This is a genomic window from Microbispora catharanthi (genome assembly GCF_006334915.2).
GTDB classification, from domain to species: domain Bacteria; phylum Actinomycetota; class Actinomycetes; order Streptosporangiales; family Streptosporangiaceae; genus Microbispora; species Microbispora catharanthi.
In genome coordinates this window covers 34310-57853 of the sequence record NZ_VDMA02000004.1, presented here as the reverse complement: position 1 = coordinate 57853, position 23544 = coordinate 34310, and the positions used below count along the sequence as shown (strand labels likewise).

The following is a 23544-nucleotide window of genomic DNA, read 5'->3' as shown; positions in this document are numbered from 1 at the left end:
AGACGAGGACGTGTTGCAGGACGCCCCGCACCGCAGGGTGGTACGTGTCGGTGACACCGTCCGCAGGCCGACCCACCCGTGGACACCCGCCGTTCGCACAGCGACGGGCGTCATCGGCCATTCCGCCGAAGCACCGGCTTACCGCCACCACTTAAGGCGTCAAGGCGCACCCTTACATCGCAAGAAGTGTCAACGTTAGCATTGACGATAATGAAAGCGTCAAGCATGATATTGACATGAGCGACCTTATCGAGCTGTACGCACTCATCGAACGGGTCGACCGCAACGAAACCGACCCGCTCACCAAGATCACTAAAGCGGAGGAACTCAGCGCCGAACTGAACCGCCTCGGCGACCGGCTTGTCGGCTACTTCATCGAACAGGCGCGCGCCGCCGGCCACTCATGGTCGGACATCGGGGCACACCTGGGCATGAGCCGGCAAGCCGCCCAGCAGCGGTACACGCCACGCCAGTCCGCACTGACCATGGATGACGTTCTGCACGGCGGCGCATTCAAGGGCCTCGCACCGCGGGCGCGCGCCGCGGTAACCGACGCCGTCGAGCACGCCCGGCGGTTAGACCATCCCACGGTACGACCGACAGACCTGCTCCTCGGCCTGCTCGGAGACCCCCAAGCACTCGCCGTACAAATGATCATCCGCCTCGGCGCCGATCCAGACACGATCCGTTCCGGACTACGACAGACCGGCGACGGCGCACCGGTCGTCATCCCGGTCGAACCGGCGACCCGCACTGCCCTGGGCAAGGCACTGAGCGAGGCCATCGGGCTGGGACACAACTACATCGGAACCGAGCACCTGCTCCTCGGCATTCTGAACGACCCGAACAGTGAAGCAAGCCAGGCGCTCACCACAGCAGGCGTCACGCTCGACGCCGCCCGCGAAACACTCCGACGGATCGTCGAGGAGATCGTGCGCAGCCGCACTGACTAGACCATTTCCCACCGCCGCGTCCGGATCTGCCGAGATCCGGGCGTCTACACGCACTACTTCGGCGAAGGAGGCCATCGGGACCCGTGGGCGGAAGTGAAGCCAGAGCGGTACGGGCTGTGATCAGGGGCCTCACGGGAAGCCGCGGGAGCGGTGAGGTGAGCTTGTTCCGCTTTGACGGACACCGTTGGTGTGGTGGTCAGGCCGCGCGAGTTTCTTCGTAGGCGGCGGGGCTAACGTAGCCGAGGCTGCTGTGGAGGCGGCGGAGGTTGTACCAGCTTTCGATGAATTCGAAGATCGCGCTGCGGGCGGCGGCCCGGGTGGGCCAGCGGCGTTCGTCCAGGAGTTCGACCTTGATCGTGGCGAAGAACGACTCGGCCAGCGCGTTGTCCCAGCATTGGCCCCGGCGGCCGACCGACAACCAGACTCCGAGCCGCTCCGCCAGGCGGGTGTAGGCGGTGCTGGTGTATTGGCAGCCGCGGTCCGAGTGGAAAATCACTGGTGTGGTGGGGCGGCGGTTGCGCCACGCCTGCTGCAAAGCGTCCGCGACCAGTTCCGTGCGCAGGTGGTCGGCGGTGGCCCAGCCGACCACCCGGCGTGAGGCGATGTCGATGACTGTGGCCAGATACAACCAGCCCTCATCAGTGGCGATATACGTGATGTCGCCACACCAGCGAGTGTCGACCCCGTCGGGTTCCGGCTGGAAGTCGCGGCCGATCAGGTCCGGCCGCTTGGCGGCGTCCGGATCGGGGATCGTGGTGGTCTGCCGGCGGCGCCGATACCGGCCCTGCAATCCCAGCGCGCGCATCAGCCGCGCGACGCGACGGCGTCCGCATCGTTCGCCTTCGTGCTGAAGGGCCGCGTGGATGCGTGGCGCGCCGTAGGTTCCACGCGATTCACGGTGGACACCACCGATGCGTTCGCTCAACTGTTTGTCGCGGACAGCGCGGGGGCCGGGTGTGGGGTTGCGGCGGGCGTAGAAGGCGGCGCGGGAGACTTCCAGCAGTTCACACGCCCGTTTGACGTTGTGACCGCCCTGCTTCTCCGCCTCGATGAACGGGTCCACGCTCACCGGGTCTCCCGCACGAAGAAAGCCGTGGCCCGCTTGAGGATGTCGACGTCCTCGCGTAGCCGGCGGTTCTCCCGCCGCAACGCGGCCAGTTCCTCCCTTTCGCTGCTGGTCAGCCCGTCAAGCTGCCCGGCGTCGACCTCGGCCTGGCGGACCCAGTCCCGCACCGCGGTCTCGGTCAGGTCGAAGTCCTTGGCCACCTGACCGATCGAGCGATCACCGCGCTGGCACAGCTCGACGATCTCGGCCTTGAACTCCGGCGTGAACGAGCGGCGAGGACGCTTCTTCTTCCCCATGCTCTCCATCTTGGACATCCTTCCGGGGACGAACCCCTGATCTCAGATGTCCGTCAAACCGGATCAAGCCCAGAGGCTCGTCAGGTGATCCACCTGGCGGGCCTTTCGCTGCTCGGGGACGTGACGCCAGGCCGGGCAACCTGTTCGAGCTCACCACCGCATCATGGTTCGCCGCAGCGCTGTGACAGCTCACAACAAACAGTGGCTGCGCCGCGCCTTCACGCGCGCATTGTGTGACCTGCTCTTGCGTCAGATTGCAAGGAGAGCTGCCAGCGGCATGCTTATCAGCGCCAATACCAACCACTGTCTCGGGATTATCACTTTCCGAATCGACTGGGTCTCTCGTCTCCGCAAGTCCCTCGGCGACGAGTGAGACGGTCGGTCATCTCGCCCCGGCAACGGTGCGCCTTTGGCGGGCCGGCGATTGACGGTGGTAGAGCCGGTTGCTGTATGGGACTGCTATACAAAGATCAAAAAGGCCCATCCCGGTGATCGGAATGGGCCTTTGAGCTGGGCGCGGCCGAGAGGACTCGAACCCCTAACCTTCTGATCCGTAGTCAGATGCTCTATCCATTGAGCTACGGCCGCTTTGCTGCCTGTTCACCTGCGGTGCCCTGCAACGGGTGTAACTCTACCAGACCCGTCACCCCTGCTTGCGCCAATAAGTCGCTCCGCCCCCGGTCAGGCCGACTCCGTACGCACGGAGCGCGGCGAGCGGACGGACCGAGGGCGCGGCGGAGTCACTCCTGCGGAACGAAGAGCGTGAGCATGTCGGCGATACACGCCGGCCTGTCGACTCCCTCGACCTCGATCGTGACGCGGAGGTTCGCGAGGGTGCCCGAGGGAGTGCCCTTGACGTCGGTGACCTCCGCCCCCGCCCGCACGCGGGACCCGACAGGAACCGGCCGGGGGAAGCGCACCTTGTTCAGCCCGTAGTTGATGGCCATGCGCAGGCCGTCCACGCGGTACATCTCGCCGAGCAACGACGGCAGCAGCGAGAGCGTGAGGTATCCGTGGGCGATGGTGCCGCCGAACGGGCCGTCCTTCGCCCGGTCGGGGTCCACGTGGATCCACTGGTGGTCGTCCGTCGCGTCGGCGAAGGCGTTCACCCTCTCCTGACCGATCTCTCGCCAGTCGCTGTACCCGAGATGCTCGCCCTTGGCCGCCTTGAGTTCGGCGAGGTTCGTGAAGATCCGCATGACCGCACCCTATTCACGCAAACCCGGGACCGGCAGGAATCGGGGGACTCGGAGCGCGTTGCCGTCCACACTGGTTCCATCGGGGAGCGAGCGAGGGTCGCCACTCATGGCTACACACCCATAACTGTCAGTGACGAACGGGTCCTGACCTGCGGGGTATCAGCACAAGGCGGGGTGCACGCCGGAACACACCCCGACGTGGAGGAGACGTGGACGAGCAACCCGGCTCACCCGGCAAGCGGTATCGGCTCCGCGGACTCATCGCGGTCGTGGTCGCGGGTCTCCTCTGCTGGGCGCTCATCATCCTGCTGCTGGTCAAGCTGTTCGGATGAGGTTGCGGGAGGGGACGTGCCGGCCGGAGACCAGCCCCGGCCGGCACCGGTCGTCACTCACCGCTCTGAATGCTCTCGACCAGGTTGAGATGCTCCCGGACCACCGGCTTGGCGTCCCGGGCCAGGTTCTTCACGTCCTGGGAAGAACCGGTCGAGATCTCCTTGTCCAGGGAGTCCAGGGTCTTGCGGTGGTCCTTGACCTGCGCGTCGATCCACGCACGGTCGAACGCGGTGCCGCTCTTGGCGGCGAACCGCCGCAGTTCGGCCTGCTGCTCCTCGCTCGGCCGGCTCGGCAGGTCCACGCCCAACTGCTCGGCCACCCGCTTGAGCTGGTCGTCGAGAGAGGTGTGGTCCTCCACGAACTTCCTGCCGGCGTCCCTGACCGACTGCTTGCCGGCCTGCCGCTCGGCGAGCTGCCCGCCCTGGATCTCCGCGAGGTTGTCCTGGTGCGCACCGACCAGGAATGCCTTGTCCTGGTCGCTGACATCCGGCGGTGCCGCATACCCTGCGGTGACCCCTGACAGCGCCGCGACCACGGCCGCCACCAGGACGATGAGCCATCTCAGCATCAGATCCCCCGATCCTTCACCGGACGGCCGAGCACCGGCTGATCGGCCTCGACCATCCGGGCATGACGCTTCAAATGCCTCATACCCATCAGCCGCGCCTCTCGTACGGCTCAATCCGTCACGGGCCGATAGCCCCTCACGTAGTCGACCACGAACTCCTTGGGGTAAGGCCCCACCCGCTCGGGCCCCTCCGCGTCGGGAAACTCGTAGATCCCGAGCATGAGCTGCATCGGATAGTCCGGCGACTGCCGGATGGTCTTGACGTGCCGGCCGTCCACGAAGAACGTCACCCGATCCGGGGTCCACTCGACCGCGTACACGTGGAACTCGCGCGCGTCGATGGGGAGGACCTCGGCGGTGAACTCGTCGGTGATCGTGGGATCGCCGAACGGGTGGACCCCCATGCCGACCGCCGTCGCGTCCGGCCGCACGTCACGCCCGAAGATCTCGCAGACGCAGATCTCCGCGGACCGCTCGGGCGCGTCCTCGAAGCCGATCATCCAGAGCGCGACCATGGCACGCGGATCGTCGGTGGCCCGGGCACGCATCTCGATCAGGCCGAAGTGCGGGGTGTAGAGCCGCGCCTCGTCCTGCGCCTCGCGGACGACGGCCCGTCCGCCCCGCCCGTGCTGGCCGACGACGCTGCCCACCGGCCCGGAGAACACGCCTGTCTGCAGTGAGGACACGCGCATCCGGCCCTCCGTCTCCGGCGACCACGGCGGCTGATCCTCCTCGATCAGCAGGCGCAGGCGACCGTCACCTACGCGATAGCGGGCCGCCGAGGCGGCGCGTGTGGTCCATTGGGGCAGATAACGCGGGATCCAGCGACTCTCGTCGAGCCCCTCCCCGTCAAAGGCGTCCTCGAACTCCAGCACGTAGCCGGCCTTCGTCGTCGAGTCCGGCGCGTACGTACCGTTTGTGGCTTCGCTCATGCGTCAATCCTGGATCGATCTATAGAGGAACGAAGCACACCCCGGGGCATACGGAAAAAGACGACGGGAGTTCACCAATCTCTACCTTGGTTCGTCCCGGTTTCGAGGTGATGCTGGCGAATGTCTGTCCCCTCGCCCCCACAAGGAGGTCTCGTGCAGACTCCGCGACGCTCCCGGCCGTCCTGGCCGGGACGGCTCACCGTCGTGATCGCCGCCATCGTGTCCCTCACCGGAGTGACCGGAACCGTCCCCGCCCACGCGTCGGTCTACAGCTCCTGCACAATCTCCCGCTGTGCCGACGCCCGCTCGGCGAACGCGATCTGGGCCGGGAAGGGCTATCCCACCAGCAGCGGCTGGTACTCCTGGCCGGACGGCAAGTACAACTACACCGGCGGGCGCTTCTACAACCGGGAGGGCCAGCTTCCCAGCGGCGCCACCTACTACGAGTACGACGTCTACTCGCGTGCGCTCGGCGCCTCGCGTGACGCGTACCGGATCGTCGTCAACCGCAGCACCGGCGTGACCTGGTTCTCGCCCAACCACTACACCGACTTCTACAGGCTCTAGGACCTCTCATGGCCTCCGCCGCGCGTCCGCTGCCTCCGTGGCTCACGGTGACCACCGATCCGGCCCCGGCGGTCGTCGACGGGCGGGCCTGCCGGACCCGTGCCGCCTTCTTCGACGAGGTGGCACGGGCCCTGCGCCTCCCGGCGTACTTCGGCCGCAACTGGGACGCCCTCACCGACTCCCTGCGTGACATCGGGCCGGTCCACCTGGCCGTGGAGCACGCCGAGGAACTGCTCGACGCCGAACCTCCCGGGCAGTTCGCCACCCTGCTGGCTGTCCTCGCCGGCGCCGCCGAGGCCGGGCTGACCCTGACCCTCCACACGGACCCCGCCGACGCCCCCCGGCTCCGCCACCGCCTGATCGACGCCCTGCCCTGATCGCCCGTACGATCCCCCAGCCGGATCGTCATGCGGAAGACGGGACGAGGAGTGCCTCGGCGCCGATCGGAACGTAGCCCGCGGCGAGGAACGCCCGTACGCTCGCGGCGTTGCCCGGAGCGATCTGCGCCCAGAGCGGGTGCGCGGTGAGATGCCGGGCCGCACGGGCGAGGGTGCGGCCCAGGCCACGCCCACGGCCTTCCGGCTCGACCTCGAGCGCGACCTCCCACCGCCCGCCCACTCCCCGTCCGATGAGCACGAGCCCTCCCGGGCAGGTCCAGACGCGTACGTCGTCGCGGTAGCGATGGGCGCGCTCGACGCGTGGATGGGCCGCGTCCGTGACTTCGACCAACTCGATGGGCGGGGGACCTTCGGTGGGGGCGGCCAGGGCGAGCATGTCGATGTTGTTGACCCGGCGTCCCGTGCGTTCTTCCAGATCTCCCAGGAACGGCGGGTTGAGCGGCGCCGACAGATCGTCGTCGGGCAGCCGGGACCTGATCCAGTCCTCGCCGACATCGGCGAAGATCACGTTGTGCGCGGTGAAGGCGATGACTCCCGCATGACGTGCGGACGGCTGCGGAACGATGGTCGGCCCGGCACCCGGCTCGGGCAGGTGCCCGCAGGCCGCACGAGCGAGGACATCAGCCAAGGTGATCACCGTGACACGGTAGTCATCACCCGCAACGCCGCTCAAGACGATCTCGTCCAGCCGGTGGCACGCCGACCGGTCGGCCGGTGCCGCCACCCGACACCGCTCGACCGCTCAGCCGGCTCCGGCCCCGCCGTCACCAGGGCACGGGCCCGAAGCGGTCGATGAACCGGCCCGTTCCGCCGTCGGCTCCCTCGGTCGCGAGCGTCACGATCGCGTCTGTCCCCTCGGTCACGGTCTGGGGGCCGCTGTGCCCGTTGAGGTCGGTCGCGGTGTAGCCGGGGTCGGCGGCGTTGACCCGGATGCCGGGCAGCGCCTTCGCGTACTGCGTCGTGAGCATCGTCACCGCGGCCTTCGACGACGTGTACAGCGGCGCCACGACCGTCGATTCCACCCGCTGCGGGTCGTGGGTCAGCGCGAACGACCCCGTGCCGCTGCTCACGTTGATGATCGCCGGGTGCTCCGACGTGCGAAGCAGAGGCAGGAAGGCACTCGTCACGCGGACGATGCCCACGACGTTCGTCTGGAAGACCTCGAGGGCGTGGTCCGCGGTCAGCTCGTCGGCGGGCACGTGCGGGCCGAGGATCCCGGCATTGTTGATCAGGATGTCGACGCGGCCCTCGTGCGCGGCGACGTCGGCCGCCGCGGCGTCGACGGACGCGTCGTCGCTGACGTCGATCCGCACGAAGCGTACGCCGAGCTTGTCGGCCGCCGTCTGGCCGCGTTCGGTGTCCCGGGCGCCGAGGACGACGGTGTGGCCGAGGTCGACGAGGCGGCGGGCGGTCTCGAGCCCGAGGCCCTTGTTGGCCCCGGTGATGAAGGTGATGGGCATGTGTCGAGCGTCGGCCCTCGGGGCGCGGGCAACCAGGGAGAGCTCGCCGGTAGGAAAGGCAGTACCACCCTGGCCTCTCACCGCCAGTCCCACCGCCGACGCAGAATGAGCGCATGACGACAGACGAGACGAGCCTCGGCGCGACGATCCGCGCCTGGCGCGACCGGCTCTCCCCCGCGGCTGTCGGCCTGCCCGCCGGCCGCGTACGCCGGGCCGCCGGGCTGCGCCGCGAGGAACTGGCCGACCTGGCGGGCGTCTCGGTGGACTACGTCGTACGGCTGGAGCAGGGCCGGGCGACCACACCGTCGGCGCAGGTCGCCGCCGCGCTGGCGCGGGCGCTGCAGCTCGACCGCGCCGAGCGCGATCATCTCTACCGGCTCGCCGGGCTGCAGCCGCCCTCGGACGGCGTGATCAGCGATCACATCCCGCCCGGGATGCAGCGTGTGCTCACCCGGCTGGGCGACGCGCCGGTCGCCGTGTTCGCCGCGGACTGGCGGCTGCTGTGGTGGAACCGCAGCTGGGCGGCGCTCCTCGGCGACCCCTCCGTGCTCGCGCCCGAGGAGCGGAATCTGGTGCGCTCGCGTTTTCCCGTTCCGTCCGATCGGGGGCATCTCGCGGCATGGCCCGTCGTCTCCGAGAACGCGGAGGCGACCGACCGGGCCATCGTCGCCGACCTGCGCCGCGCCTCCGGCCGTTACCCACAGGACGCGCGCCTCAGCGGGCTGATCCGCCGAAGGCTGGACGGCAACCCGCGGTTCGCCCGGTTGTGGCACTCCGGCGCGGTCGGCAGGCACGCCGAGGAACGCAAGACGATCCGGCACCCGGCGGTCGGGGAGATCACCGTCGACTGCGATGTGCTCTCCGACTCGGACACCGACCTGAAGATCGTCGTCTACACGGTCGTCGCCGGCAGCGAAGACGAGACCAAGCTCGACCTCACCCGCGTCGCCGGTGTCACGGCCCTGCGATTTTGACGGCTCCGTCGTTCAGTCCTCGCGGCGTACGAGCTCGGGACGGAACGCGATGATGAGGCCGAGCGTCGTGTAGCCCACGAGCAGGTGGGCCGCACCGACGACGTCCGACACGGAGGTGCCGAGGATCGCCATGGCCGGGAGGGTCACGACCACCCAGCTTTCGGCGACGAGCGGCCAGAATCGGGCCGCTCCGCGCCACCGTCCGCTGATGGCGACCTTGACGCCGATCACGAACATGCCCAGCATCGACAGCGGCCAGAACGCGTCGAGGATCCCCATCCAGACGCTGTCACGCGCGGCGGGCAGGAAGGCGTGGGAGACGCTCCACGCCATGGCCAGGGCCAGCAGCACCCGCTCGACCTGCAGCATGACGCGCGCCACGCGGCTCACGCCGGTCGCGCGGGTACGACCCATGATCGCGAGGAGGGACAAGGCGCCGAACTGGAACGCCAGACCGCCCAGGTCCGTGATCTTGGTTCCCATTTCGGTCGCCGGGTTGAAGCCGTAGACGAAGCTGACGGCCGACCAGGCCAGCGCCCCGGTGGAAAGGCCCAGGGCCAGCCGGCGTACGGTCGTCTCGGTGAGCGGCGCGGACGGGGACGCACCGGCGGTGCCGGCACTGCGCTGGGCGTGAACGGACGAGGTCTCGGTCATCGTTGTTCCTTGGCTGAGAGGCTCGGAGGCGGCGGCGGTCGCCGCGGCAACGAGGACGATCCTTATGAACGACCGACCCAGACGGTCAGGGCATCGTGTCCCGATTCCCGGCATCTCTCGTGTCCCAGGGCAGGTGGGACCCGCGTCCTAGGGACATCGGCCACCTGCTGGGGCACACTTTCCTGGTGCAGATTGTGACGGTTCGTCGGCCTTCGCGCCTGAGCCTCGGGCCTGTGCTCTTCGCGATCGCCGTGACCGCCACACCGGTGGCGGCGCTAGTCGATCTGCGGGTGCCGCAGGCCCACCGTGCCGTGCTCGAACTACAGCCGGGCGGGTTCGACGCGATAGCGGGTGTCGCACTGGCCGCGGCCGGCATGGTGGTGCTCCGCCGTTATCCGCGCCATCCCCTCGGCCGCCTGATGTCGGCCTTCGGCGCCTGGTGGGCGCTGGACGGCGTGGCGTCGTCGTGGCTCGCCTACGCCACCGCGCACGATCCCGCGCTCCCCGGCGCGTCCGCGGCCTTCATCGTCTACCAGCGGCTCGGAGCGGGACTGGTGCTGCTGCTCCCCCTGGTGCTGCTGCTGTACCCGGACGGGAAGCTGCCCTCAGGGCGGTGGAGGGTCGCCTCGCTGCTCAGCCTCGCGCTGACGAGCCTGCTCCCGCTGGCCCTCGTCGCGGCGCCGTCCGCCATCGCCCAGGCCACCTCGGCATCCACCCCGCTGCCCGCGCCACTGCGCAGGCTGAACCTCGAGGCGCTCTATCTCCCGCTGCCGGACGCCGTCTGGACCGGTGTGCTGCTGGTGGCACAGCTGTGCCTGCCGCTGAGCCTCGTCACTCCGTTCGTCGTGGTGGTGCGGCGCTACCGTACGGTCACCGGCGTCGACCGGGCCCGGATGCGCTGGCTGCTGTGGGCGGCCGTGGTCGACCTCCTGGTCATGCTGACGTTCCGGCTGCTGCCCAACTGGTTCGGCGCCGTCGGCCTGACCGCCGCCGTGGTCCTCACCTCCGCGTCGGTCGCGATCGGGATCGTGCGCCCCGACCTCGTCGACGTCGACCGGCTGCTCGGCGGGACGCTGGTGTACGGCCTCCTGCTCGCCCTGACGTTCGTCCTCGACCTGCTGGTCCTGGGCAGCGCCGGTCGACTGCTCGGGCCACGCCTGAACGAGGGAGAACGGCTGGTCATCGCCGTTTTCGCGGTCGCCATCCTGTACGCGCAACTCCGGCACCGGCTGTGGCGTCTGGTGCGACGCTGGATCGTCGGCGATCGGGACGATCCGTATCACGTGATGTCGGGGCTCGCCGAGCGGCTGGAGCGGACCGACGACTCGGAGGCGCAACTCGTCACGCTGGCCAAAACGGTGGCCCGGGCCTTCCGCACGCCCTACGTGGGCGTGGAGATCACCCAGGTCAGCGGCGAGGTGCTGCTCGTCGAGGACGGCGAGCGTCCCGCCGAGACGCAGGCGCTTCCCATCACCTATCGGGGCGAGATAATCGGGCGGCTGTTGCTGCCGCGCCGGGCCGCCCGCCGCAGGCTCACGTCCAATGACGAACGGCTGCTGGCCGACCTGATCCGCCAGGCCGCCGCGGCGTCCCGTGCCGTACGGCTCGCGGAGGAACTGCAGCGCAGCCGTGAGGGCATCGTGTCGGCCGTGGAGGACGAGCGCCGCCGCCTGCGTCGCGAACTCCACGACGGGCTGGGACCGGCCCTCGCGGCGGTCGCGTCCCGGATCGACACCGCCCGGATCACCGCCCGCAGGTCGAACGAGGACGCCGACCGCATCCTCGGCCTGGCTCGTCAGGAGCTCACCGGAATGCTCGCCGAGGTGAGGCGGCTGGTGCACGGCCTGCGCCCGCCCGCGCTCGACGACGTCGGCCTGGTCGGGGCGATCCGCCAGCAGGCGGAGCGGCTACGCGCCCCCGGGCTGACCGTCCGGGTCGAGGAGCGGGGTGACCTCACCGGCCTGCCGGCCGCCGTGGAGGTCGCCGCCTACCGGATCGCGTCGGAGGCGATCACCAACGTGGTCCGGCACGCGCAGGCCGGCGAGTGCGTGGTGTCGCTCACCCGCGACGTCGAAGGCGGGCACCTCGACGTGGAGATCGTCGACGACGGCGTCGGCCTCGCCGCCGAGGCGGTGGCCGGTGTGGGACTGGTGTCGTTGCGCGAACGGGCCGCCGAACTCGGCGGGTCGTGCACCGTGACCTCCGCGGAGCCGGCCGGTACGCGGGTGTGGGCGCGGTTGCCCGTCACGCCGTCCGGGCGGACGCCCGTGCTCACGGCTCCAGGAAAGGTGGGAGATGACCGGTAAGCGGCCGGTGAGGGTCCTCGTGGTGGACGACCATCCGGTGTTCCGTGAAGGCTTCGCGGCACTGCTGAGCAGCATCGACGAGGTCGAGGTCGCCGGGACGGCCTCGACCGGCGTCGAGGCCATGCGGCAGGCCGCCGAGCGAGAGCCCGACGTGGTGGTCATGGACGTGCAGATGCCCGACATGGACGGCATCGAGGCCACCCGTCGCATCCTCGAGAAGCACCCGGAGATCGGCGTCGTGGTGCTCACGATGTCCGAGGAGGACGGCACCATCTTCGACGCGCTCCGCGCCGGTGCCCGCGGCTATCTGCTCAAAGGCGCCGAGCCGGACGAGGTCGTCCGCGCGATCACCACGGTGGCCGGCGGCGGCGTCGTGTTCGGTGCGGTCCTGGCCTCGCGCATCGCCGACTTCCTGGCCCCCAGACCGCAGGCCGGCAGCGTCTCGCCGTTCCCGACCCTGACCGCCCGGGAACACGAGGTGCTCGACCTGGTGGCCGCCGGCCTGTCGAACAGCCAGATCGCCGCGCGGCTGTTCCTGTCCCAGAAGACCGTACGCAACCACGTGCACGCGGTGCTCACCAAGCTCCAGGCCGCCGACCGGGCGGAGGCGATCATCCGCGCCCGCGACGCCGGCCTCGGCCGCTGATGGCCGCGGATAAGCCGGGTTTCAGGCTTCTTCGGGGTCGCGTCCGAGTATCGACCGGCCTCCGTCGACCGGAACGGTCGCGCCGTTGATGAAGCTCGCCTCATCGGACAGCAGGTAGGCGACGGTGGCGGCCACTTCCTCCGGGCGTCCCACCCTGCCGACCGGGTGCAGCAGGCTCATCTCGTTCTCGACGCGTGCGGCCGCCATGGGCTCCTGGCCGCGGAGGAACGCCTCATAGCGTGCGGTGCTGATCGAGCCGAGGGCGACGGCGTTGACCCGGACGCCGCGCGGTCCGTAGTCGACGGCGAGCGCACGGGTGAGTCCTTCGACGGCGGCCTTGGCCGTCGCGTACGGCAAGGAGCCGCGCACCGGGCGCTGCGCCTGGTGGGAGGAGACGTTGACGATCGCCCCGCCCGCACCGGCGCCCAGGAAGCGGCGGATCGCGGTCATGCATCCGACGACCGCCGGGTTGAAGTTCGCCCCGATCAGATCCAGGACCTCGCGCGCCGACGGGGAGTCCAGTGAGGCCTCGCGGAACACGGCGGCGTTGTTGACCCAGCCGGCGAGCGGGCCCGCCGCCTGCGCCAGGTCGGCGGCCCGCTCCGCGACGGCCTCGTCGGCGGCATCACCGGCCACCGCGATGACCCGGGAACCGGCCGGGTGGGTGCGGGTCCACTCGAGCGCCGACGGGTCGAATTCGATCACGACGACGCTGTCGGCGCCTTGAAGGAGTCGTTCGACGAGCGCGCGTCCGACGCCGCGGCCACCCCCGGTGACAACGTACGAAGAGCCCACATCCGCCCCTTTCGTGGATCGAGATCTACGTGGCCGGCGAACGACATACCCGGATGACCCATATATAGATCATCATTACTGTTCGCGCCGTGATGAGAAAAATGATCTCGATGGCCGCCCAGTCGCTGTGGCTCGCGCGGACGACCGGTGTGCGACAGCCCGCGAGGCCTACAAGACTTCCTTCGCCTGCCGGGAAGAGCCGGTCAGTGCGGCCGCGGTCAGGGTGAGGTGCCGGGCCAGCACCTCGGCCGCGGTGTCGGCGTCGCGGGCCAGCGCCGCCTCCTCCAGCCGGCGGTGCTCGCCGACGGCGTCCCGATCGGGATCGCGCTGCGCCGCCCAGCGGCGAGCCAACTCGCTCGCGGTCCACATCCGGTCGAAGGTCTCCAGCAGGACCGGGTTGCCGCAGCCCTCCAGCAGGGTGCGGTGGAAGACCCGGTGGGCCTCGGACCATGCGCTGCTGTAGTACTCGCCATCCTCCGGCACGAACGCCGGGGTGCGGGCCAGCCGGTGGTGGGCGGCTCGCACGCGGGCCTCCCAGTCGACGTCACCACGCTCGATGGACATGCGCAGCACGACCGGTTCGATGGTCCGGCGGGCCTCCGCGATCTCCTGCCAGCGGCGATCGGAGAAGGCCGGGACGGCGAAGCCGCGGTTGGGCAGCCGGTCGGCGAGGCCCTCGCCGACGAGCCGTACGAGCGCCTCGCGCACGACGGCCAGACTCACGCCCTGCTCCTTGGCGATGTCCTGCGGTTTGAGAGCGTCACCAGGGGCGTGGTCCCCGCGCATGATCGCGTCCCGCAGGTGTGCGTAGACCTGTTCGGAGAGCATCTGCTTGCCCGGGGAGGTCAGGGGGTGGGCCGTCCGAGTCATGCGGTCAGCATAGACGATTCGACAAATAATCGATTATCCGTGTTATGGTCGATTGCGACGGAAGACGCCGACATGCCTCTTCGCGGACCGCGGGCTCTCCGTCGGCCGCATCACCGTCACCTCACAGCACGACCGGAAAGGAACGACGCGATGACCGCCAACGACCCCTTCGCCCGCCTCCCCGAGGCGGCTTCCTTCACCGTCACCAGCACCACCGTCACCGACGGCGCCGCCTGGCCGCCCGAGCAGTTCTCCTCCGGCGTCCCCGGCGGGAAGGACATCTCCCCGCAGCTGTCCTGGAGCGGCGCCCCCGAAGGCACCAAGAGCTACGCCGTCACCGTCTACGACCCCGATGCCCCCACCGGGTCCGGCTTCTGGCACTGGGCGGTCGCCGACATCCCCGCCGCCGTCACCGAGCTGCCCGAGGGCGCCGGCGACGACACGGGCTCGGGCCTGCCCGAGGGCGCCTTCCAACTGCCCAACGACGTCCGCGCGGCCCGCTTCATCGGCGCCGCGCCGCCGGCGGGACACGGCCCGCACCGCTACTTCGTCGTGGTGCACGCCCTCGATGTCGAGTCCATCGGCGTCCCCGCCGACGCCACCCCGGCCCTCCTCGGCTTCACCATGGCCGGCCACACCCTCGGCCGCGCGGTCCTGACCGCGACCGCCGAAACCCCCGCCTGAGCAAGTCCGGGCTCATCGACAGCACGGAATGGAAGAACCGCTTCCCTCGGTGCTGCTCACCGGGGCTGGGGCCGTAGCCCGTCGAGGATGAGCTGGGCGATGTGCGCGGAGCGCTCGCGGCTGGTTTCCGCGCCGGCGTGGCGGATCGCGGCGAAGGCGCCGGCGACCAGCGCCATCACCTCGTCGACGGTGAGGTCGGGGCGCACGGCGCCGGCCGCGTGTGCGCGATCCAGCAGGTCCGCGACATGGCGCGTGAGATCTGCCGCGACGTCCGGGGCGGCGGTGCGCAGGTCGAACTCCGCCGCCACCAGTGCGCTCTTCACCGCTACGTTCTCGGCGCCGCTGGCCATCATCGCGGACAGCAGCGTGAACAGGGCCGAGGGATCGCCGGTGGCGGCAAGTGCTTGTGCTTCCGCCACCAGTTGCCTGAGCTGGTCGGTCGCGACGGCGAGATAGAGCGCTTCCTTCGTCGGGAAGTGCCTGTGCACGGTGCCGGGGCCGACGCCCGCGCGGCGGGCGATCTCATCGAGCGAGACACCGAGACCCTCCGTCGCGAACAACTGCTGCGCGGTTCGCAGGACACGCTCGCGATTGCGGCGCGCGTCGGCCCGCAGCTCCCGGTCGCTCCCGTGAGCTGCCGCCGGGTTCGCCGGGGCCGGCTGAGGTGGCTGGCTGGACATGTCGATATCAGCATAACCGGGGCGCCGCACCGAATAGTATGGCCACAACCGGGGCGGCGCACCGGTTAGAGCTCGCGCCGCTCATCATGACCCGATCCGCCGACCACGAGGAGACCACGCCGATGACCACACGCGAGGACGCGACCGCCCTGGTGCGGCGGATGCAGGAGTGCTTCAACAGCCGGCAATTCGACCAGGCCGCCGACCTGCACACCCCCGGCTTCTTCAGCCATCCGCTCGGCACACCGGGGTTCGAAGCGGGCAAAGACGCCTGGCGCGCGCTCGTCGCCCGGTTTCCCGGCGTACGTGTCGTCGCCCAGGACATCCTGGTCGACGGCGACAAGGCCGCCGTCCGCTCGACCGTCGAGGGGATCACGGCCCCGGACGGCGACGCGCAGCCCATGCTGTTCGAGATCTTCCGCATCGACGACGGCCGGTTCGCGGAGATGTGGGGGGCCAGCACGGGATTCCCGCCCGCAGCCAGCCCCGAGGATGTGACCGCTAGAGCGGGCTCTTGATCTGATCGGCTCCTCCCGCAGCCACTCACGGCCCGTGCTCTCCAGCTCGGCGCCGCCCCGGAGCCGGAGCCCCCCGTTGGAGGCGCTGTGGATCGCGGTTCAGTGCCGGCTCCAGATGCGGTGGGTCTCGAGTGCGTCGGAGAGTTCCTGGGCCACTTCTGATGAGCTCGCGGAGAAGAATGCGCGCTCCAGGATCGCCGCGGGTGCCGTTCCCCTGATCCAGTTGTCCAGGAGCGAGGGTGTGTCGCCACCATGCGCCGACTGTGCCGATGACGGCTTCCCGCTCGATCTTTCTCCAGCTTTGCCATCTGACGCCGACGTGCAGCATCAAGGAGCGGGAGTGAAGGCCGTCGAGCTCTTCGAGGATGAGCAGCTCCAGTAACCGGGGCAGATAGTGCTTGAACTCTTCGACGTCTCCCCATGTGTACAGGGCATTCCAGGCGTAGGGCTCCAGTGCGGATGCGGTGAGCATGCGGAGGGGTGCGGCACGCGCCGCGCGAACCCGCTCATCGGACACGCAGTGGTCACACACGTCGGTCTTGGCTGGAAGCGGATACCGAGAGAAGGCCGCGTAGAGAGCCTCCAACGCGCGGTCGAGATCAGACGGCGTGTCCACGCTCGGATGCTATTGCGCGGTCGCTGGGGCGTGTCGCCTCGTCGGCCGGCAGAGCGGTCTTGGCCGCCGTCGGGTGTGTCATGCCATAGGTGACGGCCGAGGGACGGGTCCGCCCTTCGAATCACGACACCGAAGGTGCCCTGGACGACAATGCCGCACTATGCGAATATATGTTCGATTCACGGAGATCGTCAGCAGAAGCGAGTCCCTTAGTCATGTCAGGGTGCTCGCTTCTCCCCTGTCATCCAGAACGGAGTGCATGTGCGCCCCTCAACCTCTGGCCGTGCTCCTCTTTCCCACCGATTACTCGCCTTGGCCGGATCCCTGCTCCTGACGTCGGGCCTGCTCGTCGCTCAGGCGCCCGCCGCCGCGGCCGCCGGGATCGTCACCGACCTCGGTGTCGTCGCCAAGAGAGGCGGAGACGTGGTAGCGCGCGGCAGTAAGGTCTTCGTCGCCGCCGACGACCGGATCGTGGTCGCGTCCCTCGACGGACAGCCCATCAGCACGATCAGCGGCCTGTCCGGCGCTGTGGCCCTGGCCGCGCCGGACAGCAGCAGGAAGGTGTACGCGGCGCTGCGCGATTCGAACGAAGTGATCGAGATCGACACCGCTACGGTCACCATCACCCGGCGCATCGACCTCACCGCGTACCCATGCCCGTCGACTCTGACGCAGTCCCACAGCCGGCTGTGGATCGGATACGGGTGCGGCGAACCGGGGGAGGGAGGTGTCGTCGGCCTCGTCCTGTCGGAGACGACACCGACCCCCGTCCGGGTCGGGCCGGGCACGACCCAGCCTCCGCTGGTCGCCGTCGCCGGGGACACGCTGGTGGCCGGGGAGCCGGGAGTCAGCCCCGCCACGGTCAGGGTGTACGACATCAGCACCACCCCGGCCACCCCGCGCGGCGAGATCCGCGGAGACGCGAACGGGCTGCCGCCCCTGCGGGATCTCGCTATCACCGAGGACAGGTCGACCGCGCTGTCGGCGTTGGCCGACACCCACCAGTTCGACGCCTGGGACACGACGACCCTGACGCAGGCACGTGCCTACAACGGCAGCGGGTCGAGCGAGCACGGTGTCCCCACCGCTGTCGCGGCCAGTCCGGACGGCGCCTATGTCGTGGGCGGCTGGAACTCCTCTGCGGGTGACTCGGCGAAGCTCGTGGTGTACGACGCGACCACGGCAGAGGTTATCTACGAGGCCGACCACCAGGGGAAGGCGTTGGTGGCGGGCAGCATCGCCTTCTACGGCACACTCACCTGGGCAGTGCTGCAGGAGCCCGACACCGGTCGCATGCACCTCTGGCGGCTGCCGCCTTCGCCCTACCACTCCTCCACGCTGACCTTGACGGCGCCCTCCGAGGCGACCGCGCTCAAGCAGGTGACCTTCAGCGGACGGCTCACGCTGAGCACCGGGTCGCTGCCCGGCGTACAGACGCTCGAGCTGTACCGCTGGCTCCCCGACGGCACCTCCAGGCCCTACCAGGAAATCACCACGGCGGCGGACGGGACCTATGAGTTCACCGACACCCCACCGTCCAGCGGGACGTTCGCCTATCAGGTGTTCTGGCCGGGCAACTCATGGTTCCGAGGTCGCGGCGCCTCCGCGACCGTCACAGTGGCCTTGTATCAGCCGGTGCTCACCGTGAACGGACCGGCGACAGGCGTCGTCGGCGAGCGACTCGAATTCAGCGGAACCTTCGGCGCCGACGGCGTCGTCTTCCCGCCAACGACGATCGTCGTCGTACGCAAGGTCGTCAGCCCGGATGGCACCGTCACCTCGAAAGCCCTGGCAAAAGTGGCTCCCGCCGCCGACGGGTCGTTCGGCTTCACCGATACGCCGACCACGTCCGGCCAACACACCTACACCGTCAGGCTGGTCGGGAACTCGGTCATCGAGCCGGCGAACACCAGCCACGTGGTCACCGTCCTCCAGCCGACCGCTTGAACATCCCGACGACCGGGTGACGGCGATCCGAATCGCCGTCACCGATAGTCAAGCACTCTCGGCTGTCCGCCATGGTGTCCGCGCTCAGAGCCCGGCCTGGCCCTAGCGATCTTTGGTCGCCGTCTTTCGGCAACGCAAGGGCCGCAGTCGTGCTGACCCTTCGGGCCGCCCGAGCTGCTTGACACCCGCGTCGTGCAAGAGATCCTCGGCCACGCCCGCGTCACGACGACAGAGCGCTACACCCACATCGCCAGTCCCCAGGTGAAGGACGCCAGCGAGCGCATGGGGGCTGCCCTGTGGGGCGAGGACTGAAAGCGCCTGCGGGACGCAGGCTGAGAGCAACTGCAACCAGAGGCCCCTGAGAGATCAAAAAGCCCCTCTCGCTGAAGTCAGCGAGAGGGGCTTTGAACTGCGGAGGCTCGGGGATTTGAACCCCGGATGGGCTTAAGACCCAAACCGCATTAGCAGCTCGGCTCTTGGCCGTCCCGATCCGTTCCACCTGGACCAACACCGCTCGACGGTCCACCTGGAACGGCCTGGGACGGCGGGGAACTGCAACTAAAACTGCAACTAAAGCGGACTCCTGACCTGCGCGGACGCGCACGCCTCGCCCTTCCGCGCATCCCGTATGCCGTCGACCCACCGCGAAGCGGCAGCGGGCCGGCGACGGAGGGGCAAGCCCGTCTTCGCGTGTACCTTAGCCGGTCGCCGTTCCTCGGCAATTGGACGCCAAGGGTCACAGACGGGCTTGAGCCGAAGGAGTCGGTTTGCTGGGCTGTGCCTGGGTCGATGGCAGAAGGGATGCGCGGCTCCTACCTCAGCCATCTACGGCCCGCGCTCCCTAGCTCCCACCATCCCGGAGCCGAAGCGCCCCCGCCGGAGGCGGTGTTTCTACTTCGATCGCGCGTGAACTAAGACAGTCCAAGCCATGGATAGACGCATCATGATGCGTATCCCGAGATGATCCTGCCGATGGAGGGTATCGGATCGCACCTGCTTACCATTTCCAAGAGAGATGTAAGCACGCAAGCTTCCTCTAGGTATTCGGCGCCCATCTTCAATCAGATATCGAAGTTGTAACTCGTCGACGATATCCGAGGCAACATTGTCGATGGGAATCAGCCATCGCTTCGTTGAGCCCGCTTCTAAGCGAGTGGGTGGGGGCTCACTGGATCGGTCAGTCACCACTCGTGGTATGACGTCTACTCTAGTGGTCTGATCAGTACCGATCCTTACGGCCTCAATATCAACGGAGGCCCTTCCCCTGTTGGTAACCTCTATGAAGTAGTGGTCCCGCCACTTCCGCTCAGCTTCGTTGCGAGCCTTCTGCTCGGGGGTTGGCTCGTCGCTCCATATCCAAACTCCATTGTAGGCATGCCTAAACGCGACGTTTATACGCGGGCCCTCTGAGTGCCATGACCAAGCTTGCCATGCAAGCGCGATGATGCTGAGGGCTAGAGCCAGCGCCGCGATGATGTCACCGGCATCCATGGCCATGACCATAGTCGCGTCCAACTACGTTGGCTATCGTCACGCGGACTTCTTCCGAGACTTTCGAGGTCCGAGCCGCCGCCGGCCGGGACCGGCCCCCAGGCCGCATGCCCGGCCGGCGAGCGGGCGAAGGGCCGCGAGGCGGCGCGCAGCGCCGCCCTTGATCCCTACAAGGACGATTCGGCAGTGGAGTCGATGCTCTTACAGGAACGCTCTCGCACCGGACATAATCTCGGACGTGGAAGCTAGAAGGGTCGACGACGTAAGGGTTAGCCCAGCCGTTATCGCTGCCGCGGTTCCCTCGGCCACCCCGGAACGACTTCTATGGCGCAGAACTCGATTTGGCCTGGGCATATTAGGGATTTCGGCCATCCTAATTTGGTGGGCCAAGACGACAATCGGGGCGAATTGGCCACTCTTGGCACTACCTCTTATTTTTTTGGCGGCTGTGAAGTTCTCAGATGGCATGGAGCTTCTTCAGCGAGATGCCGAGCAGAGCGGCCTTGCATTCAAAAGACCAGACACACTGTTCGCTCGACCACAGGGAAACTCAAGGCGCGTGGCTATCAGTGATCTCCGGGTCGGCGACTGGGTTTGCCCAGAATCTGAATATCTAAAGCATACTAGGCGCATTCGAGAGCGCAGAGAATATCTAGAGAGCGACTACAAAAGAAGGCTAGAAGAGCACGCAGCACGTGAGAGGGACGAGGAAGCCCGGTTCAATCGCGAACTCCAGGAATGGAATCGACAGCAGAGCGCAGGTGATGGTCGCCATCCTGGACCTGCCCCACAAAGGCGTTTGTTTGACCCGCCTTACACCCCGGATCTTCCAGAGCTGCCTGAGCCAGACACTTTTCCGATACTAGTCCTGCACACCAAAGGCAAAGAAGACGCCGTCGATATCTGGTGCATGGGGAGAGACGTATTCACGCTACACCCAGATGACTTTGCATTACGCATAGATCCTGATTCTCGTATAACTGCACCCAAGGAAGCGACCGAGTATGCCGACGCCATATCCGATCTACTCTTACTTGCACCGACAACATGGAGCAAGGAATCAGCCCTCACCAAGACACTGCGACAGCGTAGTCATTCTGATAAGAATATTGAGCACGCCATACGTGCTTGCATCGCTAGCGGCTTCCTCCTACACGGCCGAAAGACGGGACGCAGACGTCTGGACACGTTGCCTAGAGTTCGGAGCCTCTTGCGCGTTTCTCACACCACAAAGAGAGAGCGCCAAATTAGACTTAGTCCCCTTGGGGAAGCGTGGGCGCGTACACACCTATACCCGATGTACCCGGAAGCAATTCCTCCAAGCAGGGACACAATGACCTATAACTTTATGATTTTCAACGCTCCCGTCAGCGGGTCGAACATCGGAGGGGTCGGCAACACGATCAACAACGGTCAATCAGTAAGCCTTGCAGATCTGGCTGCCGCAACCGTTGCATTACTCGACGCAGAGCGACACCGGTTCTCAGAGGCAACCGATCCCAAAGCACTTATAGATGCACTAGAAGAACTACGAAGCGCAATCAATGAGTCGCAAGTTCCAGAGTCAAGAGTGAAGAAAGCTCTCGGGGTAGTGGTGAGTGTCGCAGGCAATCTAAGCATGGGAGTCGCCGGGAATTTCATCTTTGAAGCAATCAAGGCCACCTTGAGCAATTGATCACTCCGATTCGCATCTGGTTTTCAGTTGAGCGCCGTTAGCACGTCGCCGCTGGGACAGGCATCTCATCGGGCCACCCGCCGCCTATGCAGGACGTACGGCAGTCGGGGAGCTTTCGCCCACCCCACGGTATGGCTTCGACTTCATACAGGAGGTGATAGAACCCTCCCTGTGAAGGAGCGGCGGGATCGGTTGCGGGAGTTGGGTGAGCTGCTGCGGCGGCTTCGCAAGGATGCGGGGCTGACGGGTAAGGAGCTGGCGCAGCGAGCTGGGGTGGCGCAGCCGACGATCTCGCGGATGGAGACCGGGCGGCTGCTGCCTACGCCGGAAACGGTTGAGCGGGTCTCCGCGGCCTTACAGCTCGACCGGGACGCGCGACGGGAGTTGGACACCTTGCTCGTGCGGCTGCGTGACGAGGTGTCGCGGCTGAGGAATGGACTTGCCGGCCGGGAGGCGGCTAATGCTGCGCGGGTGCGCTCGTCGAAGTGGGTGGCGGTCTTCTCTTCGGCGATGATCCCGGCCCTGTTGCAGACGGCGGAGTACGCACGGCTGGCGGTGGCGGTCGGTCGGGATGCCGATGAGGACGATGCAGCCAAGGCGGCGGCCGTGCGGGTCGATGCGCAAGCGGTGCTGTTTGAGGAGGGCCGGCGGTTCGCGTTCGTGCTGACTGAGGGTGCGGTGCGTACCTGGCCGGGGTCGCCGTCGTTGATGCTGGCCCAGCTCGATCGGTTGGCCCAGGTGTCGACGTTGCCGCATGTCCGGCTTGGCGTCGTGCCGTGGAAGACAGAGGCACCGGCCTTCCCGCTGCACGGGTTCACCATCTTCGACGGGTCCGTGAGCGTGGTGGAGAGCCTGACCGGTGACCTCACGCTGACCGAGCCGGCCGAGATCGGCGCTCACGAAGAGGCGTTCGAGGCATTCGCGGGTGCCGCCGTGTACGGGGACGACCTGCGGGCGCTGCTGGGCGAGATCGCGTCGGACTTCCGGGAGCTGGCGAAACAGCTCGACGACTGACGCATTTATGCGTCGCATTCCTTGAGATAGTTCTAGCGTTGGTCATACGCTCACGTCGAAGGCATGTCTAGCCCCCTATACGACGGAGCGTGTTCCATGCCCCCATGGCGCCTGTCCCGGCACTTCCTCGGCCGTCCCGCCTCAGTCACCGAAGCCCGCCGCTTCATCACCGCAACCCTCGGTGCCTGGCCGGTCGTCGAGTCGGCCGAACTCATCGTGAGCGAACTGGCGACCAACGCCGTCCGGCACACCGCCTCGGCCAGGTTCGGCGGCAAGTTCATCGTCAGCATCCAGGCCGAACCCGATCAGGTCTGGCTCGGCGTCGCCGACGAAGGCGGCCCCGGCCTCCCCCGGCTCGTCCGGCCCAGCGACGACGAGGGCGGCCGCGGCCTGCTGCTGGTCGCCTCCCTGGCCGACAACTGGGGCGTGTACGGCAACCAGGCTGGTCGTACCGTCTGGGCGCTGCTCAAGGTCGACCCCATCACCGCCGCCGCACAGGCGACGTGCCGGTGATGAGCTGCGTAAGCCCGCACGTCCCCGATCGCCGGCAACCCGGGGGCAAGAAGCTGGCCTGGTTCGGCCCCTCGGACGGAGCGCGAGTGCGCGTGCTCGCCTGGACCTGCGACTGCCTGGCCACGGTCTATGAGCTGTGCCAGGCGGGTGGACAGGGGTTCATCCGGCGCACCCTCCAGAACGAGGACGCACCCGAGATCCGCGAGACCCACCGCTGGCCCATCGCCCGGGCGCGTGAGGTCTGGGCGGCCCTGCTGACGGGAATGGCGCGATGAGCCCGCGCGGTGTCCCCAACCGGCGCTCAGCGATCCGGGCCGTGGATCCAAAGAGCGGCAAACCCCTCAAAACCGTACTGTCAAGAGGGATAGACGGCATTTCGTCTAGGGGCC

The 23544-nt window shown here is 67.9% G+C and carries 26 protein-coding genes and 1 tRNA gene; 14 read left to right on the top strand and 13 right to left on the bottom strand.

From position 1 onward, the window contains the following. Positions 1 to 236: 236 nt before the first annotated feature. Complete coding sequence (locus FH610_RS08605; protein WP_139573763.1) at positions 237 to 953, top strand: Clp protease N-terminal domain-containing protein; 717 nt, start codon at positions 237 to 239, stop codon at positions 951 to 953. A gap of 196 nt (positions 954 to 1149) precedes the next feature. Here the strand turns inward: FH610_RS08605 and FH610_RS08600 are convergent, their stop codons facing one another. The 4 genes from FH610_RS08600 to FH610_RS08585 all read right to left on the bottom strand — a co-directional run bounded on the left by FH610_RS08600 (position 1150) and on the right by FH610_RS08585 (position 3514). Next, positions 1150 to 2022, bottom strand: a complete 873-nt coding sequence (locus tag FH610_RS08600; protein ID WP_139573762.1) for an IS3 family transposase — start codon at positions 2020 to 2022, stop codon at positions 1150 to 1152. After that, entirely contained in the window at positions 2019 to 2324 is a 306-nt protein-coding gene (locus tag FH610_RS08595; protein WP_139573761.1) for a transposase, read from the bottom strand. The genes FH610_RS08600 and FH610_RS08595 overlap by 4 nt, the downstream gene beginning before the upstream one ends. A 506-nt stretch (positions 2325 to 2830) precedes the next feature. Beyond that, a tRNA-Arg gene (locus tag FH610_RS08590) sits at positions 2831 to 2903 on the bottom strand. Between the two features lie 152 nt (positions 2904 to 3055). Then, on the bottom strand, positions 3056 to 3514 hold the full coding sequence (locus FH610_RS08585; RefSeq protein ID WP_139573760.1) for a MaoC family dehydratase: 459 nt from the start codon (positions 3512 to 3514) through the stop codon (positions 3056 to 3058). Positions 3515 to 3723: 209 nt separating this feature from the next. On the opposite strand from FH610_RS08585, the gene FH610_RS45115 reads away from it, so the two are divergent. Continuing rightward, complete coding sequence (locus FH610_RS45115; protein ID WP_276607638.1) at positions 3724 to 3846, top strand: hypothetical protein; 123 nt, start codon at positions 3724 to 3726, stop codon at positions 3844 to 3846. Between the two features lie 53 nt (positions 3847 to 3899). On the opposite strand, the gene FH610_RS08580 is transcribed toward FH610_RS45115, so the two are convergent. Further along, positions 3900 to 4415, bottom strand: a complete 516-nt coding sequence (locus FH610_RS08580; protein ID WP_139573759.1) for a DUF4142 domain-containing protein — start codon at positions 4413 to 4415, stop codon at positions 3900 to 3902. 110 nt (positions 4416 to 4525) lie between these two features. Then, a complete protein-coding gene (locus tag FH610_RS08575) occupies positions 4526 to 5347 on the bottom strand; it encodes a glycoside hydrolase family 16 protein (RefSeq protein ID WP_167538697.1) in 822 nt (273 codons plus the stop codon). A gap of 153 nt (positions 5348 to 5500) precedes the next feature. Between FH610_RS08575 and FH610_RS08570 the strand changes: the two genes are divergently transcribed. After that, a complete protein-coding gene (locus tag FH610_RS08570; RefSeq protein WP_041952780.1) occupies positions 5501 to 5914 on the top strand; it encodes a ribonuclease domain-containing protein in 414 nt (137 codons plus the stop codon). Positions 5915 to 5922: 8 nt separating this feature from the next. Next, on the top strand, positions 5923 to 6291 hold the full coding sequence (locus FH610_RS08565; protein ID WP_139573758.1) for a barstar family protein: 369 nt from the start codon (positions 5923 to 5925) through the stop codon (positions 6289 to 6291). A gap of 28 nt (positions 6292 to 6319) precedes the next feature. On the opposite strand, the gene FH610_RS08560 is transcribed toward FH610_RS08565, so the two are convergent. Together FH610_RS08560 and FH610_RS08555 are read right to left on the bottom strand one after the other, a co-directional pair. Further along, a complete protein-coding gene (locus FH610_RS08560) occupies positions 6320 to 6949 on the bottom strand; it encodes a GNAT family N-acetyltransferase (RefSeq protein WP_240808843.1) in 630 nt (209 codons plus the stop codon). A 127-nt stretch (positions 6950 to 7076) separates the two neighbouring features. Continuing rightward, the gene (locus tag FH610_RS08555) at positions 7077 to 7772 is read right to left on the bottom strand and encodes an SDR family NAD(P)-dependent oxidoreductase (protein WP_139573757.1); all 696 of its coding nucleotides are present in this window, start codon (positions 7770 to 7772) and stop codon (positions 7077 to 7079) included. A gap of 113 nt (positions 7773 to 7885) precedes the next feature. Here FH610_RS08555 and FH610_RS08550 point away from each other — a divergent pair, with 113 nt between their 5' ends. Continuing rightward, on the top strand, positions 7886 to 8746 hold the full coding sequence (locus FH610_RS08550; protein WP_139573756.1) for a helix-turn-helix domain-containing protein: 861 nt from the start codon (positions 7886 to 7888) through the stop codon (positions 8744 to 8746). 12 nt (positions 8747 to 8758) lie between these two features. Here FH610_RS08550 and FH610_RS08545 read toward each other — a convergent pair whose 3' ends face one another. After that, the gene (locus tag FH610_RS08545) at positions 8759 to 9400 is read right to left on the bottom strand and encodes a hypothetical protein (RefSeq protein ID WP_139573755.1); all 642 of its coding nucleotides are present in this window, start codon (positions 9398 to 9400) and stop codon (positions 8759 to 8761) included. 233 nt (positions 9401 to 9633) lie between these two features. Between FH610_RS08545 and FH610_RS08540 the strand changes: the two genes are divergently transcribed. Continuing rightward, positions 9634 to 11706 carry a sensor histidine kinase gene (locus FH610_RS08540; RefSeq protein WP_139573754.1) on the top strand — a complete coding sequence of 691 codons (2073 nt, stop codon included), beginning with the start codon at positions 9634 to 9636 and terminating at the stop codon, positions 11704 to 11706. Then, positions 11696 to 12352 carry a response regulator gene (locus FH610_RS08535; RefSeq protein WP_139573753.1) on the top strand — a complete coding sequence of 219 codons (657 nt, stop codon included), beginning with the start codon at positions 11696 to 11698 and terminating at the stop codon, positions 12350 to 12352. The genes FH610_RS08540 and FH610_RS08535 overlap by 11 nt, the downstream gene beginning before the upstream one ends. A gap of 21 nt (positions 12353 to 12373) precedes the next feature. On the opposite strand, the gene FH610_RS08530 is transcribed toward FH610_RS08535, so the two are convergent. Together FH610_RS08530 and FH610_RS08525 are read right to left on the bottom strand one after the other, a co-directional pair. Further along, positions 12374 to 13147: an SDR family NAD(P)-dependent oxidoreductase gene (locus FH610_RS08530; protein WP_139573752.1), complete on the bottom strand. Its 774-nt coding sequence runs from the start codon at positions 13145 to 13147 to the stop codon at positions 12374 to 12376. A gap of 168 nt (positions 13148 to 13315) precedes the next feature. Further along, the gene (locus tag FH610_RS08525; protein WP_139573751.1) at positions 13316 to 14017 is read right to left on the bottom strand and encodes a GntR family transcriptional regulator; all 702 of its coding nucleotides are present in this window, start codon (positions 14015 to 14017) and stop codon (positions 13316 to 13318) included. Positions 14018 to 14167: 150 nt separating this feature from the next. Here FH610_RS08525 and FH610_RS08520 point away from each other — a divergent pair, with 150 nt between their 5' ends. Then, the gene (locus FH610_RS08520) at positions 14168 to 14701 is read left to right on the top strand and encodes a YbhB/YbcL family Raf kinase inhibitor-like protein (protein WP_041952786.1); all 534 of its coding nucleotides are present in this window, start codon (positions 14168 to 14170) and stop codon (positions 14699 to 14701) included. 56 nt (positions 14702 to 14757) lie between these two features. Here the strand turns inward: FH610_RS08520 and FH610_RS08515 are convergent, their stop codons facing one another. Beyond that, positions 14758 to 15381, bottom strand: a complete 624-nt coding sequence (locus tag FH610_RS08515; protein ID WP_139573750.1) for a TetR/AcrR family transcriptional regulator — start codon at positions 15379 to 15381, stop codon at positions 14758 to 14760. A 122-nt stretch (positions 15382 to 15503) separates the two neighbouring features. Between FH610_RS08515 and FH610_RS08510 the strand changes: the two genes are divergently transcribed. After that, on the top strand, positions 15504 to 15899 hold the full coding sequence (locus FH610_RS08510; RefSeq protein WP_139573749.1) for an ester cyclase: 396 nt from the start codon (positions 15504 to 15506) through the stop codon (positions 15897 to 15899). Positions 15900 to 15924: 25 nt separating this feature from the next. On the opposite strand, the gene FH610_RS08505 is transcribed toward FH610_RS08510, so the two are convergent. Continuing rightward, positions 15925 to 16515 (bottom strand): hypothetical protein, encoded by a 591-nt coding sequence (locus FH610_RS08505; RefSeq protein WP_139573748.1) that lies wholly within the window; start codon positions 16513 to 16515, stop codon positions 15925 to 15927. A 312-nt stretch (positions 16516 to 16827) separates the two neighbouring features. Here FH610_RS08505 and FH610_RS08500 point away from each other — a divergent pair, with 312 nt between their 5' ends. From FH610_RS08500 to FH610_RS08475, 5 genes are all read left to right on the top strand, one after another. Then, positions 16828 to 18462: a WD40 repeat domain-containing protein gene (locus FH610_RS08500; protein ID WP_139573747.1), complete on the top strand. Its 1635-nt coding sequence runs from the start codon at positions 16828 to 16830 to the stop codon at positions 18460 to 18462. 1729 nt (positions 18463 to 20191) lie between these two features. Next, a complete protein-coding gene (locus FH610_RS08490) occupies positions 20192 to 21628 on the top strand; it encodes a hypothetical protein (protein WP_139573745.1) in 1437 nt (478 codons plus the stop codon). A 171-nt stretch (positions 21629 to 21799) separates the two neighbouring features. Beyond that, positions 21800 to 22642, top strand: a complete 843-nt coding sequence (locus tag FH610_RS08485) for a Scr1 family TA system antitoxin-like transcriptional regulator (RefSeq protein WP_161627950.1) — start codon at positions 21800 to 21802, stop codon at positions 22640 to 22642. Positions 22643 to 22738: 96 nt separating this feature from the next. Beyond that, the gene (locus FH610_RS08480) at positions 22739 to 23155 is read left to right on the top strand and encodes an ATP-binding protein (protein ID WP_161627949.1); all 417 of its coding nucleotides are present in this window, start codon (positions 22739 to 22741) and stop codon (positions 23153 to 23155) included. Further along, complete coding sequence (locus FH610_RS08475; RefSeq protein ID WP_139573742.1) at positions 23155 to 23430, top strand: hypothetical protein; 276 nt, start codon at positions 23155 to 23157, stop codon at positions 23428 to 23430. The genes FH610_RS08480 and FH610_RS08475 overlap by 1 nt, the downstream gene beginning before the upstream one ends. Positions 23431 to 23544: the final 114 nt, after the last annotated feature.